A 13,666-nucleotide genomic window follows, 5' to 3' on the forward strand; every position below is an offset into this window, starting at 1 on the left:
TTATGAGACCGGCCGAAGTTATTCTATCTGTGAATTCTCAAAGCAAACGGTTTATCGTGAATCTGGAGGACGAAACTCTGGACATCCTCAACATCATGGGTCCCGCTTTTAGGAATTATTATTTCGTGAGGGAGTCCTGCGAAATGTAGGTTAAAAAAAATCCCGGAGCCGTGAGTGTGGATACGACAGGGTTCATGCAGATTATCCAAACATTCCTTACGTACAATAACGTCACGTGGGATCCTCATGATACCGCAATAAAAAACGGGGTGGAAATTAATTATTATTCATATCTCTTATTTCCAATACCCGGAGACACATTGCCTTGAATCGTTCCGTGACCTTTCCGTCAAATCTGTACCCATGATATTCTTGTATTTTTTCAATGATCGCAGGATTGAGATATTCGTGGTCCTGCAGAATTCGTTCCAGGTTTTTGTCAATGTCTTCCGGAGTGAATGCCACAAGATAGGGATTATAGTGTGCATAGGGATGTCGCCAGTTGTCTGTCCGGTCATAATACACCACTTTTTTCCCTGCCATAATAGATTCAAGCCCGATAGATGATGACCAGATGCATACCACGAGATCAGCTACAGGCAGGAAGTTATACGTTGATAACTCCTCCTCAATCAGAACATTTTGATACCCCTTGATGAGATCGCGCAGTTCCTGTGTTACGTATTCGGATCGTTTGGTTTTGATGACCCGGATAACATCCGGATAGGAACTGGTTTTTTCAAGTATCGTTTTGTAAAATTCCATTGTAATTTCTTTTGTCAGGAATAATTCCGGATGATAACCGGAACTAAGAATGGCCACAATCCTGTGGTTCTTTTTCAGGTCCTCGTATTTATGGGGGATGTACCCGGTTTTGATTAGGCGGAACAACTCATCAGATCCATAGAGATTTGCCCCGATAATTTCCGTTTCGCTGTATTGCAGGGCTTTTTCGTGAAATTCCCTGTGGAATTCTCCCCACAGTGCATATTTATCATATACGATATGGCTGAGTAAATCGTGATCAGAATAGTCTGCAAACTGGAATCCTACGGTGCGGTTACCGTTTTTGCGGGCAACCAGTGTCCGGACAATATGTACGGTTGAATAATCATCCCGCGATATGAATACATGGATATCAAGATATTCACTGTTAATTTCAGCATCCATGGTCATTTTCATCACAATAAATGAAGGAACAAGGAATGACGATCTTTTATTTCTGGAAAATATCCATCGTAATGCAAAAAATGAATTTTTTACAATAAAATCGATACCGATTCTTCTCCCTGCATAGGATAATGGAACCTTTAATGTTCCAAGTTCGATATAGGGGGATCCGAATTTTTCCAGACTTGCCCTGGCATTATTATCCGTGATCCGACCATCAATCACATGGAGTATTTTCGAGGGGTGAAATTCATGTGCATCATAAAGGAAAAATGTCCCATCACTATGTAACCCACGGTCGTTCATCAAACCGGAACTCTGGACATCAAGTCCAAAATCAGATATTTTTTTTTCTGGTTTGGATACTGTGATTCCCCGTTTTAAGACATAGAGGCCGAGGACGCTCACAACAAGGGGTATGGCAATGAAGGAGAGGATATCTGAAACTGTTTTGCAGATGCTGTTTTTTACCTGGAAAAAAACAGGAATGAAATATGGCTTGTTTGGCCGGTATTTTTGTGAGAGGATGCTGAAAAAATTTTCATTATCAACGGGAATAAACGTGATCTCATCACATTGCTCGGATAGATAGAACAGAAATACATGTGTTTTCATTCGCAGAGTCGTGTACCGGAGAAGGAATTCCTTGCGTACGGCAACTTCAAAAAGGGGATTTTTACAAAAATCCACACACATGGTTGTAAAAATGTTATTCTGGTAACGATCAAAAAAATCATCTGAACGAAGATACGTCTCTTCACGGACATCAAAATCAGATCCGGGGATATCCCCATATCGCACCTTGTTCATCTGAAGTTTTTGAATATTCAGTATCCGGTTGATGCCCGGCTGGATTTTTTCAATAAGACGGTTCTGTGATACAAACAAAATTTTTTGAAAAGATCTGCCAAAAAAGAAGATGTACAACAGGTTTATTAGATTTACTTTTTCCACAAAAAGGATTGTATTTCGCTTGACCATCAGAGATCACAGTGTATAGTATATTTACTGTCTTGGGGGAATAAAAACCTGAATGGTTGGGAGGATCAAAAATTTTTAATAATGACGGGTATTAGTCAAAACCTTCATTTGCAGGGTACGGCAGTGGATAATCCAACGGTATTGGGAAAATCAGGAAAGAACAATTTCCTTTTTCCCGGTCGTAAAAATTGCTTCAATAATTTTCATCGTGATCATGGCATCATCAAGTGTCGGGGATTCTGATGGTTTTCCCAGTGCTTGTAATACGGCATGTTCTGCCTGCAGCCTGAACCCGGGTTTATATGTCTCGTCCCATGGGTGAACTGGAAGCATCTCAGCAACACGCAAATTTCTTTCCTGTACAGAAGCCTTTTCCAAAGGTCGGAGCTCCCACCGGTTTTTTGGGGTAGAGACACAGACTCCCCACGGGGAGGGTCCATTCCAGATACCTTCATACAATCCAATATCTCCATTCTCATATTCCAGAGATGCAATGACAACCCCGGGTTGAATGGGATTCCATGGCACGATCGGTTTTACACAAGTCACGTTCGATCTGCCAAATATCTGGAAATAATCGATAATATGAATCGAGTTGGCATACATCCAGTTATCCACAACCGCTGAAGGCTGGCCGGCATCTCTTGCCCGGCTCTGGTCTTCCTGGTCCTGAATTTTTATAAACCGCATATCGGACTGACGGGCAAGAGCATCCTGGACCGATCGGGTGCTGGACATGAAACGACGGTTTAACGCGATTATTGCATTATTCTGATTCTTATGTGCGGATGTACGAATTTCTTCTGCGTCTTTTACGGTATATCCAGCAGGTTTTTCGAGGAGTGTTGTCCAGGGATATTCAAAACAGGCAACACTTACGGATTTCATTGCCAGTTCAAAGACGGTGACAACAGCAAGGTCCGCGTGCGTCTTCTTATAGAGCTCCGGGATGGAATCGTAGACCCCATCAATATGAAATTCATCCGCAAGAGCTTTTGCTCTCGATTGTGTCCTGCTGTGGATCCCAGTAATATTTACACCGGGGATGTCCTGGAACGCACGGATATGTTCCCGTGCCATATTCCCTGCACCAATAATTGCAACATTGCACTCATGATCTGACATTATTTCACACCCTTATGCCCATGGGAATACCTGTTCCAATGGCAACACTGGATCATCCACGGTTACCGGAATGTGCCCGTGTTCGTGTGAGTGATATGCAGCAACAAGTGTAGCTACCGCGAGACGTCCATCATCACCTGAGGGATAGTTATTTTTCGTAATCAAAGCGTTCAATACGGATTTCGTCGGGGATATCGCATCGGCAGGCTGAATACTCTTTTCCTGCAGGTCAGACAGCGTTCCATAACGGGTTGTGGGAAGATTCCGGTCTTCTGCCTTCCGGACACAAGCGTGCATGATCCCGTGAAGTTCATCAATGAAAACCTGCCCGTTTCTCCCGGCATAAATCGCAGTTACTCCATGACCCTGTTCTGCACTGACCTCAAGGTAAAATCTTTTGCCGGATCGCGTTGTTACTCGGACGGAACCAGCCCGGTCCTCGAAATGAGCCCCTCGTGGATTTGGAACTTTTTCGCTGGAGAACCATGCCGTAACCTCAAAGGGGTCTTCATCTGTCATGAAATGAAACATCTCAAAATAGTGTGTCCCATTCATTGCCAGACCAAAATTTCCTGCAACAACGGTAATACTGGATAATCCCCCATACGACTCGGATTGCATCATCTGTTTCGGCTCAGTATACTGCTCCATAAATCGCATCTGATGGTTAATTGCCAGAGTGGCATTATTTTTTTTACAGGTTTCAATCATCCGGTCACATTGTTCAAGAGATACGGCCATGGGTTTTTCGCAGAGGATAAATTTTGCACCGAGTTCGGCTGCAAGGCATGTATACTCACAGTGGGTGGGTGAGGTTGTAGCAATGATAACGCATTCCGGTTTTGTTGCCTTCAGCATTTCTGCGGCATCGCAAAAAAGCTGATCCGGAGACAGATTGAACTCCTTCCTGCACTCATTGAGTGATTCCTGGGCCTGATCGCATACACCGGCGATAGATATACCCATGTCCATTACCACTTGGACATGACGCCTTCCCATACGTCCCACCCCGATTACCACTGCCTTCATCATTATTACCCTCCGTAACCAATCAAAAATATAATTACTGCCTCTGAGTTATGATCGTTTCCTTTTCAGCCATCATATAGGTAAGTACTGTGATTATTTTAATAATCCGGATAAGAGGCAGGTGAATTCCTATCATTCACCTGACCGGTTAAAAAAGTGCACATTGAATTTTCCCTGGACCTGATGCAGGTGTTATGGATGCAATTGTGAATGGTGAGATAGTTCCACCTGGATTATGTTATCCGCAATCAGGCGATGCGTAAGGGGCGTTAAGTGATGTCCATCCTCGGGAAGAATATATGAATCGATTTTTAAATACTCATTCACTATTACCATGTGAATATCGATATAATTCACATTTTTGTTGTCTGCATTGAGGATACAGTTTTTTATAATAGTATTGTACTCCGCCACGCTTGCAGAATATCCGGGGGAGTGCAATTCAGTTGCAGGGTTCGTAGGGGCAATACTGATACAATAAATCCTTGAAAAGTTATCCGCCGCATTTTTCAGGAACGCTGAGTAATACGCAGAAAATTCTTCCGGATTCACGTGCTTCCACATCAATCCGGATTTCTGGATTTTTGAACGATGGTTATGTAAAAACCGTATTGCAGGATCTTTGAGAAATTTTGGTAAACCCGAGATAATATTCCTGATCCTGGTGGGAACCGGTCGTGGAGCACAATCGACAATCCCGGTATGAATAATCAGGATATCACCCTCTGAACCAAAATAGGTAATGTCCTGCCGGTACATATCATAAAGTGTGACAATCGATTGACCCCCCATCGAACGATCCACGAGTTCAATATCCTCATATTCCTTTTGGCGTATCCACCACTGTTTTAAAATCGTTATATATCTCTCGCTGAATGCAACCGATCCCTGCCGTGGAAGAGCAAGGGAATCGCTGTATATCCGCACATGAAGGTTTTTTTTGGCATTCATTGTCATTCTCGTTTGTATGTTATTCATCGATCATCCAGTCAGCATCAAAAGGATCGTATCTGAGCATTCCTGAATAAATATTGGTTTTTAAGAGTTTTTTCTCTTTTTACAGAATAATTTATATTCATTTCTTATCTTTAGGTTATCTCCCGCAGTTCGTTGTTCTGCGATTGTTAAGGACTATCTTCAGTTGAATTCTCATGTTGCAGAGCATAATATTTTGCATAATTTCCATTTAATTTTAACAGGTCATTATGGGAGCCTGATTCAGTGATTGATCCTTTTTCAATAACTACGATTTTGTCTGAATTCCGTATCGTGGAAAGACGGTGAGCGATTGCAACAATCGTATATCTGTGTTTGAGCAGAGAGATTGATTCCTGAATAACCCGTTCTGATTCAGAATCAAGAGCACTGGTTGCTTCATCGAGAATTAATAATTCCGGTTCCCGGTAAAGTGCTCTCGCGAGAGAGAGCCTCTGTTTTTGTCCACCGGATAGTTTGACCCCGTTATCACCTATTTCTGTGTCATATCCCCTGGGAAGCTGAGTGATAAATTCGTGTGCATTAACCATTTTCGCAACTTCCATCGCCCGGTCCCTTGAAATCCTGTCACAACCATAGGCGATGTTCATAAGTATTGATTCATTTATCAGGTAACTGTCCTGACTGACAAAACCGATTTTCCTGCGATAACTTGCCAGGTCAAACCTGCTGATATCCACCGAGTCGATTTTTATCGACCCTTCATTCGGTTCAATAAGCCGTATGATGACATTGATGAGGGTTGATTTCCCGCCTCCCGAAGCACCAACCAGTGCCACCATCTCGTTTTTCCTAATTTTCAAAGAAATTGCATGTAATGTCTTCATGCCCTCCTGATAGGAAAAGCTGACCTGGTCGAGAATGATTTCTTCTTTGATTCCGGGAAAAATGATTTCCCCACTTTTTATTGTTGTTGATTCCTGGGATTCCGTCAGAATCTGATCAATTTTTTTGAGACTTGCGAGGTTTCCCTCCAGTTCATGGCGTTTCTGGTTTATCTGACGGAGTGGATCGGATAATCGGATGAGAATGAAGATGTATACCAGAATCATGGGAAGTGACAGGTTCAATACCATCGATGCCATTATCAAAATGACCACGGCAAGGGTGAACATAATCACCTGAAACACAGATTCTATCAATATCCCGTTGGTCTGAAATATGCGCCCCTGTTTTGCATAGGCATCTGTGATCTTGAAAAAAGATTGTATTTCATTATTTTCAGTTGAAAAAATCTTAATCAGTTTTAACAGATGAAAACGTTCAGAAGTGAATTCATTCATCCGGGTATTTACTTCAACAACCTCAACTGCAATAGTTTTTGATTTTGCCAGAATCAGGTTGAGCAGAATAAAGCTGATCAATCCGATTACAAAACAAATGGCCGTAAGCTCCGGGGAGATATATACCAGCATGACAACATACGCGAGAATGAGGAGGGTATTTGTCAGTAGTTCTGTAAGTTGGAAGATCGAAGTGCCTGCAGATTCAGATTCAGCATTGAGTATATTGATATATTGTCCACCTTTCTGGGAAGCATGGTATAATATGTCGGCTCTGAGGACATTTGAAAAAATATTGTTTTTAATGTCTGCAATAAACCTGAATCGTATCATCACCTGCAGTTTCTTCTTATAAAAAAGTAATATCTGACCAAAAATAAACAAAATGACCAGAAAAATCAATAAATTGACAAAGTTCAGTTCAATCTGCAGGAGAGAAAACAATTGCTCTAAGATATCCCACAGATTTCCCGTGGGAGTGCCCGTACTATTGATTAATTGCAACAGGGGGACAAGTAATCCGATATTGATCGTCTCAAAAAAAGTACAAATGATTGCTAGAACGGTTACGAAAAAAACAATTCTTTTATATTTAAAAGTGTATTTCCCAATCAATTTTAATTCAGATAGTTCCATATTTTACCCCAAAAAGATAACCGGATTAGGTACCAAATGTACGGTCAGATAAGTATTAATCATATCTAAAACCGGGAGATATCCGATCCCTACAACCCATTTCCCGAATTCGCCGGTTGTGGCGAACCTCCGTGATACTAACGATGAATCCGGGTTCTTTTCACTTTTGATCGGTTGGATATTGGATCTTCACATAATGACAAAAATTGTACTGGTCATTCTCTTGATTAGACCTGGTTTAATTCTATAACGTAGAATCAATGATGCGCTTCCCCTTCACATGCCATTCGCGAGAATATTATGCATCTCTGTTAGATTGCGGAGGTGATCACTGCGGGTACAATTGAAAAGGATACACAGAAAAGATCCCTGAAACCAAAAGAGGTAAGCCTCAGCCGTGATTTGAACACGGGACCTGCTGATTACAAGTCAGCCGCTCTGCCAACTAAGCCACTGAGGCGCCATATACAATAGAATTTTTATGATAAAAAAGGTGGTGTTGAATAGAGTACACTACCTGCGGGGATGTTATCCCATCCCATCAATCAATCGGAGCCAATAATCCTGTAAATGTCGGTCGGATGTTCGGGAAAAAGAGTCTTTCCCATCAGGGTAAAAAAGATACGTTACTCCGGGCTCATTTTCAGCCCGGATCATCTGAAGCCGGATTGGTGGTACGGTTTTTCTGATATTGTTGTCCACCGGACAAATAAATCACGTGATTTTTTAGTTATTGTTCGAAATGCCTCATAAATGAGGGGGAAAATTTTCCCTTTAGTGGTGTTCCAATCCGCTCGTTTCAGCCACATACTTTAAGGGATGGAGGTGGGTAAATTGCCCATGAATGCAATCCATTGCCAGAACTGAATTTTACGTCGGGGATTATGGATTTTATTCATTATCAGGTGTTCTTGAGATCTGTGCGACCACGTTTTCGATTCAGAGGTCCCCGGTTTTTCCGGAATTATTTGCGAATCTCTTTTTTAAACGTGAGTAACTCTCCCCCATTTTATCCGTGGATGAATCCTCTCAAAAAACCTTTGGGGCACCATAATTGCAATATCTTATACGCTAAAAAAAAGACCTACTACTAACAATGTCACAGCTGACCGTGGATATCGGAGGGAGCCCGGGCATCAACTGCCGCGGTTTCTGTGAATACTGTTATTTTAAGCATGTGAAAGGAGTCCAGCCGCTCGGGTGCCGGTATTGTCTTCCGTTCAAGAAAGGGTGTGACTACTGCACCCGGGGAGTAAAGGAAGAATATGCCGGATTCAAAGATTTAAAATCAATAGCAGATGAGACGCTGGCAAATCTCCAGTCCCGGACCGGAAATCTTGATCGCATCACGATCAGCGGTGGCGGCGATCCGAGCTGCTATCCGCGTTTTACCGAACTCATCGAACTTCTTGGGAGCATGGAAGCTCCCCTCCACATTGGATATACGAGCGGGAAAGGGTGGGATGATCCCGCCATTGCCGATCTGCTCATCGATAATGGGCTCTCGGAAATTTCCTTCACAGTCTTTGCCACCGACCCTGAACTCCGAAAACGGTACATGCATGATCCGACACCAGAGGTCTCGTTGAAAATAATCGAGCGCCTGTGTGAATCGGTTGATGTCTATGCAGCAGCGGTTGTCCTTCCCGGGATTAATGACGGGATTATTCTGGAGAATACCTGTGCATGGCTCGATGAATGTGGTGCGAAGGGAATTATCCTGATGCGGTTTGCAAATGCACAGGAACAGGGTTTGATCCTTGGAAACGGGCCGATCATCCCGGGTCAATCGGTCCAGTCTGTGGAATCCTTTAAAAAACTCATATCCGATATTCAGGGAAAATTCGCGATGAAAATTTCCGGAACCCCGTTGTGGGATCCGGAAATAGGATCGCCGTTTGCAATCCTGCAGAAACCAGACCTGATGAAAAAGCTCCCCCGCGTTGAATGTCGGGCATCCATTATCAGTGGCAGTGTTGCTGCACCCTTCATTGAACGAGTACTTCATGCATGTGGCTCACGAGATTCGGTTATTCCTGTGCACAAAGAGATTGCCTGTCTGATCACCGCTGACGATATCCGCAACCTGGATTTGAATCTCGTAAACGAAACGATCATTATTCCCGGGCGGGCATTTGTTCACGAATCCGAATTGCAGGAATTAGTCTCCAAGGATGGAACGCACCGAATCGGGATCCGGGGGCCGGAGATGCTGACTGCGGATGCGGAAACCAGTATGGGAATGACCCGGGATGAAGTACTAGCCATGGAAATGGATGGCTTTGCGGAACTGATACAAACCATAAACCGGTTTGGGCAACCCTACGATAGAGAATAAAAAAAAGGTTTCAGATTAAGGCAGCGGTGATACCACCGATACCTGACTGGATGATCAATGATACGGCTATGATTACGCCGGCCATTTCAAGGGCAACGGCTACATTTCCTTTCTTGAGCTCTTCGAACTCGTCAATACCCTTGGTGAGTTTGTCGAGAATGTTGAGTGCAAGATAGATCGCCCCGACTGCAAGAAGGATACCAAGGATAAGCTGGATGACTGCAACAGCGATTGCAGTCATTCCGTCCACAGACGTAAGCCCTACGGATGCGGCCTTGCCGATACCAACGGAGATGCCGGAGACACCGGACTGGACGATTAATGCAATTGCTATGAAAATTGCCGCAACGACAATCCCGAATGCAGTGTTACCCTTTGCAAGTTCTTTCTGTTCATCAATTTTTCCGGTTACTTTTCCAAATACCGAGAAACCAATATACAGTGCAATCACAGCAAATACAACTGCAATAACTAACTGTACAATTCCGATTACTGCATTTACTAACAGCATACAATCACCAAATTTCAGTATCTGTTTTTGATCATGCCTCACTTAAATTTTATGTAAAATCCAAAAAATTTGAGCGAATTGTGCCCTGAATGGAATTTGGAGCGCATAAAATTGCGAATCTGAAAAGAACAAAACTGGAATTGAAGAGATGAATGCTGCGAGAGGGTTACGATCCCCCGATCTCCAGATGTCTCAAAGTCTGAACATTCAGATGTGTTCAACGAACCCTATGAGTCTGGCGCCCTAACCAGCTAGGCCACCGCAGCACAAAAGTGCATAATAGAAACGCCGTAAAAACTATTAAAGGTTCTCATGCGGCGTTTTTTACCGGATGATTTTACACCTTTTTCTGTTGCAGATATTGGTTGACCGCGACGGTTATTGCGGCCACTTTTTTTCCCTGATCAAAAGATCCGGCAAGCGTCTGCATACGAGTCTCTTCATCTCGTTTGTACCGGTCGAGCGTGCTTAAAATGTGCTCTTCCTGCAGGAAGTGGGTATGGGTATTGCCCTCGACATACTGCTGGTTATTCATGATAGCATAATGCAGCGGCAGGGTTGTCTTGATCCCAAGGATGATGTATTCGGATATCGCACGTCTCATCCGTTTGATTGCTTCCTCCCGGTTACTGTCCCATGCGCAGAGTTTTGCGATCATGGAATCGTAATTGGGGGGAATGGTGTATCCCATATGGATACCGCTGTCCACCCGGATGCCCGGCCCTCCCGGCGACCGGTACCGGGTGATCTTCCCGGGGTCAGCAGCAAAATTATTCTGGGGATCTTCAGCATTAATCCGGCATTCTATTGCATGACCCCGGATCGTAAGATCTTTCTGTTCAAAAGGAAGGGTCTCACCGGCAGCAATGGCGATCTGTTGTTTGACAAGATCTACACCCGTAATAATTTCCGTTATGGTATGTTCAACCTGGAGCCGGGTATTCATTTCCATGAAATAATAATTCCCCTGGCTGTACAGGAATTCCACGGAACCGGCATTGCTGTAATGCGAGGCTTCAGCGACTTTGAGGGCGGATGCCGACATCCGATCGCGCAGCTCCTCCGTCATGATTGGCGACGGGGCCTCTTCAATAAGTTTCTGGTGACGCCGCTGGATGGAACATTCCCGGTCATACAGGTGTACTGCATTACCATGTTCATCGGCAAGAACCTGAAACTCGATATGACGGGGTTTCACCAGGTATTTTTCAATAAAAACGGTAGCGTCGCCAAATGCAGACTGTGCGATGCGCATACTGGCCGTGATCGCCTCTTCGAGGGCGGCCTCATCATTGACGATCTGCATGCCGATTCCTCCCCCGCCGGCACTCGCTTTGACAATAACCGGGTAGCCAATCTGATCGGCCACTTTTTTTGCATCATCAATGCTTTTGATTCCCCCGTCCGTTCCCGGAAGAACCGGGACGCCGGCTTCATTCATCATCTGTTTGCTGCCAATCTTGGATCCCATGGCTTGGATGGTCTTCCACTGGGGTCCGACAAAGATAACGTTCTCGTCAAGGCACCTCTTCGCAAACCGGTAGTTTTCTGCCAGAAACCCATACCCCGGGTGAACCGCTTCAGCTCCGCTTTTCCGCACGATATCGAGAATACGCTCCATATTGAGATAACTTTTGGAGGGGTGGGATTCTCCGACATGGAAGGCTTCATCAGCATATTTGACATGGAGAGCATTTTTATCCGCATCGGAAAAGATTGCTACCGTTTCGATATCCAGTTCGCGGCAGGCCCGCATGATACGGATAGCAATCTCTCCGCGGTTTGCGATCAAGAGTTTTTCAAAATATTTCATTGCACCACCAGCAGGACATCGCCGTTCTGGACAACATCGCCGGCATCAACAAAGATCTCCGAGACTTTGCCATCAGCCGGACAATGGATCGGGTTCTCCATCTTCATGGCTTCAAGGACAACCAGCGTATCCCCTTTCTTGACGGATGCACCCCTGTTTACCAGTACCTGGAGTACCATACCCTGCATGTTGCTCTTGATTCCCCCCGCAACTTCTCCCCGGGGTGCCTTCTGGGGTACTGGAACACTGTTTGCACCAACCTGACTTCCGCCCACGGACACGATCCTGACGGAAAAGACATCCCCATCCACTTCTACTTCCATCTGGCTGGGGACATCTGCCGGAGTTTTTACCAGGGACTGCTTCTTTGGGATCTCTTCTGTGATCCGCTCTCCTTTGAGGAATGAAGGGGCAATTGCCGGGTAAATGATGTACGTGAGGACATCTTCCTCCTTCTTTATGAGGCCGGCTGCGAGTGCCTCGCTTTTCATCCGGTCATAGGAAGGTTCAAGCAGGTCGGCCGGGCGAACCGTAATGACCTTCTCGTCGCCGATGATGAGATGACGGATCTCGTCACTTACCGGTGCCGGTGATTTCCCGTACAGGCCACGGACATAATCTTTGACTTCTTTTGTGACATTACAGTAGCGCTCACCTTTCACCAGCACGTTGAGAACGGCCTGCGTCCCGACAATCTGGCTGGTGGGTGTGACCAGGGGGGGATACCCGAGATCTTTGCGGACCCGCGGAATCTCCGCGAGAACGTCATCCCACCGGTTCAGGGCATCCTGCTCCTGCAGCTGCGAAACCGTATTGGAGATCATTCCCCCCGGGAGCTGGTAAATGAGAACATCGCTGTCCACACGCTCGGAAATCGAGCTCACCAGTCCTGCATATTTTTCCCGGATCTGCATGCAGGCATTTCGAACGGCCCTCAGCCGGAGAAGATCAATACCGGTATCCCGCGGCGTCCCGATAAGGGATGCAACAATGCTTTCTGTAGGGGGTTGGGAAGTCCCCATGGAGAATGGCGACATGGCGGTATCAAGAATATCGACACCCGCTTCGATTGCAGCCTGGTAACTCATGGGAGCAATCCCGCTCGTGGAGTGGCTGTGGAGACAGACCTTGACATCGACGGCATCTTTGATGCCGGTGATAAGTTCCCGTGTTGCCTCAGGCATGATCAGGCCAGCCATATCCTTGATGCAGATCGAATCGCAGTCAAGGCTATAGAGCTCCTTTGCCATTTCGATAAATAACCCGGTGCTGTGGACCGGGCTCGTGGTGTAGGAGATAGTACTCTGGAGATGGGCCCCGGCAGCTTTGACCTGCTCCATGGATCGTTTCATGTTCCGGATATCGTTCAGGGCATCGAAAACCCGGAAAATATCAACACCGTTCCGGCAGGATGCTTCGATAAATTTATCGACAACATCATCCGGATAGTGCCGGTACCCTACAAGGTTCTGACCGCGGAGCAGCATCTGGATAGGGGTATGTTTCAGTTCTCCCTTGAGTGCACGAAGCCGATCCCAGGGATCGTCATTGAGAAAACGTATGCAGGTGTCAAAGGTAGCACCGCCCCATGCTTCAACAGAAAAGAAACCACAATGGTCTATTTCCCGTGCGAGAGGGATCATATCCTCAGTTCGCAGCCGTGTTGCGATAAGGGATTGATGGGCATCCCGGAGTGTTGTATCGGTAATCTGAACTTTATGAGGAGAGGCAGTGCGCATAATGGAAACCTCGGGGCTTCCGTAGGATCACAATAAGCCTCTCAA

The 13,666-nt window shown here is 45.3% G+C and carries 9 protein-coding genes and 2 tRNA genes; 1 reads left to right on the top strand and 10 read right to left on the bottom strand.

The window, feature by feature from the left end; translation table 11 throughout:
• Nucleotides 1-276 precede the first annotated feature (276 nt).
• The 6 genes from WC598_RS00005 to WC598_RS00030 form a co-directional block, all read right to left on the bottom strand.
• A complete protein-coding gene (locus tag WC598_RS00005) occupies nt 277-2,151 on the bottom strand; it encodes a hypothetical protein (RefSeq protein WP_372959407.1) in 1,875 nt (624 codons plus the stop codon).
• A 150-nt stretch (nt 2,152-2,301) separates the two neighbouring features.
• Nucleotides 2,302-3,276: a Gfo/Idh/MocA family oxidoreductase gene (locus WC598_RS00010; protein WP_372959408.1), complete on the bottom strand. Its 975-nt coding sequence runs from the start codon at nt 3,274-3,276 to the stop codon at nt 2,302-2,304.
• A 12-nt stretch (nt 3,277-3,288) separates the two neighbouring features.
• Nucleotides 3,289-4,308: a Gfo/Idh/MocA family protein gene (locus WC598_RS00015; protein ID WP_372959409.1), complete on the bottom strand. Its 1,020-nt coding sequence runs from the start codon at nt 4,306-4,308 to the stop codon at nt 3,289-3,291.
• A gap of 189 nt (nt 4,309-4,497) precedes the next feature.
• Nucleotides 4,498-5,262, bottom strand: coding sequence for an SGNH/GDSL hydrolase family protein (locus tag WC598_RS00020; RefSeq protein WP_372959410.1), 765 nt, complete (start codon nt 5,260-5,262; stop codon nt 4,498-4,500).
• 167 nt (nt 5,263-5,429) lie between these two features.
• Complete coding sequence (locus WC598_RS00025) at nt 5,430-7,220, bottom strand: ABC transporter ATP-binding protein (RefSeq protein WP_372959411.1); 1,791 nt, start codon at nt 7,218-7,220, stop codon at nt 5,430-5,432.
• A gap of 387 nt (nt 7,221-7,607) precedes the next feature.
• Nucleotides 7,608-7,680: transfer RNA gene (locus tag WC598_RS00030), tRNA-Thr, on the bottom strand.
• Between the two features lie 636 nt (nt 7,681-8,316).
• Here WC598_RS00030 and mmp10 point away from each other — a divergent pair.
• Nucleotides 8,317-9,558: a methyl coenzyme M reductase-arginine methyltransferase Mmp10 gene (mmp10, locus tag WC598_RS00035; protein ID WP_372959412.1), complete on the top strand. Its 1,242-nt coding sequence runs from the start codon at nt 8,317-8,319 to the stop codon at nt 9,556-9,558.
• A 10-nt stretch (nt 9,559-9,568) separates the two neighbouring features.
• Here the strand turns inward: mmp10 and WC598_RS00040 are convergent, their stop codons facing one another.
• The 4 genes from WC598_RS00040 to WC598_RS00055 form a co-directional block, all read right to left on the bottom strand.
• Nucleotides 9,569-10,069: a DUF350 domain-containing protein gene (locus WC598_RS00040; RefSeq protein ID WP_372959413.1), complete on the bottom strand. Its 501-nt coding sequence runs from the start codon at nt 10,067-10,069 to the stop codon at nt 9,569-9,571.
• A gap of 153 nt (nt 10,070-10,222) precedes the next feature.
• A tRNA-Met gene (locus WC598_RS00045) sits at nt 10,223-10,335 on the bottom strand.
• A gap of 71 nt (nt 10,336-10,406) precedes the next feature.
• Complete coding sequence (locus WC598_RS00050; protein ID WP_372959414.1) at nt 10,407-11,882, bottom strand: acetyl-CoA carboxylase biotin carboxylase subunit; 1,476 nt, start codon at nt 11,880-11,882, stop codon at nt 10,407-10,409.
• Entirely contained in the window at nt 11,879-13,621 is a 1,743-nt protein-coding gene (locus tag WC598_RS00055; RefSeq protein WP_372959415.1) for a pyruvate/oxaloacetate carboxyltransferase, read from the bottom strand. The genes WC598_RS00050 and WC598_RS00055 overlap by 4 nt, the downstream gene beginning before the upstream one ends.
• Nucleotides 13,622-13,666: the final 45 nt, after the last annotated feature.

Origin of the sequence: Methanoregula sp. (genome assembly GCF_041645475.1) — an archaeon.
GTDB lineage: Archaea > Halobacteriota > Methanomicrobia > Methanomicrobiales > Methanospirillaceae > Methanoregula.

What these genes read in the sequence shown, in the direction of transcription:
- mmp10 (WP_372959412.1), top strand. Translation starts at nt 8,317, where the DNA reads ATGTCACAGCTGACCGTGGATATCGGAGGGAGCCCGGGCATCAACTGC.
- WC598_RS00010 (WP_372959408.1), bottom strand. Translation starts at nt 3,276, where the DNA reads ATGTCAGATCATGAGTGCAATGTTGCAATTATTGGTGCAGGGAATATG.
- WC598_RS00050 (WP_372959414.1), bottom strand. Translation starts at nt 11,882, where the DNA reads ATGAAATATTTTGAAAAACTCTTGATCGCAAACCGCGGAGAGATTGCT.
- WC598_RS00055 (WP_372959415.1), bottom strand. Translation starts at nt 13,621, where the DNA reads ATGCGCACTGCCTCTCCTCATAAAGTTCAGATTACCGATACAACACTC.
- WC598_RS00025 (WP_372959411.1), bottom strand. Translation starts at nt 7,220, where the DNA reads ATGGAACTATCTGAATTAAAATTGATTGGGAAATACACTTTTAAATAT.
- WC598_RS00005 (WP_372959407.1), bottom strand. Translation starts at nt 2,151, where the DNA reads ATGGTCAAGCGAAATACAATCCTTTTTGTGGAAAAAGTAAATCTAATA.
- WC598_RS00040 (WP_372959413.1), bottom strand. Translation starts at nt 10,069, where the DNA reads ATGCTGTTAGTAAATGCAGTAATCGGAATTGTACAGTTAGTTATTGCA.
- WC598_RS00020 (WP_372959410.1), bottom strand. Translation starts at nt 5,262, where the DNA reads ATGACAATGAATGCCAAAAAAAACCTTCATGTGCGGATATACAGCGAT.
- WC598_RS00015 (WP_372959409.1), bottom strand. Translation starts at nt 4,308, where the DNA reads ATGATGAAGGCAGTGGTAATCGGGGTGGGACGTATGGGAAGGCGTCAT.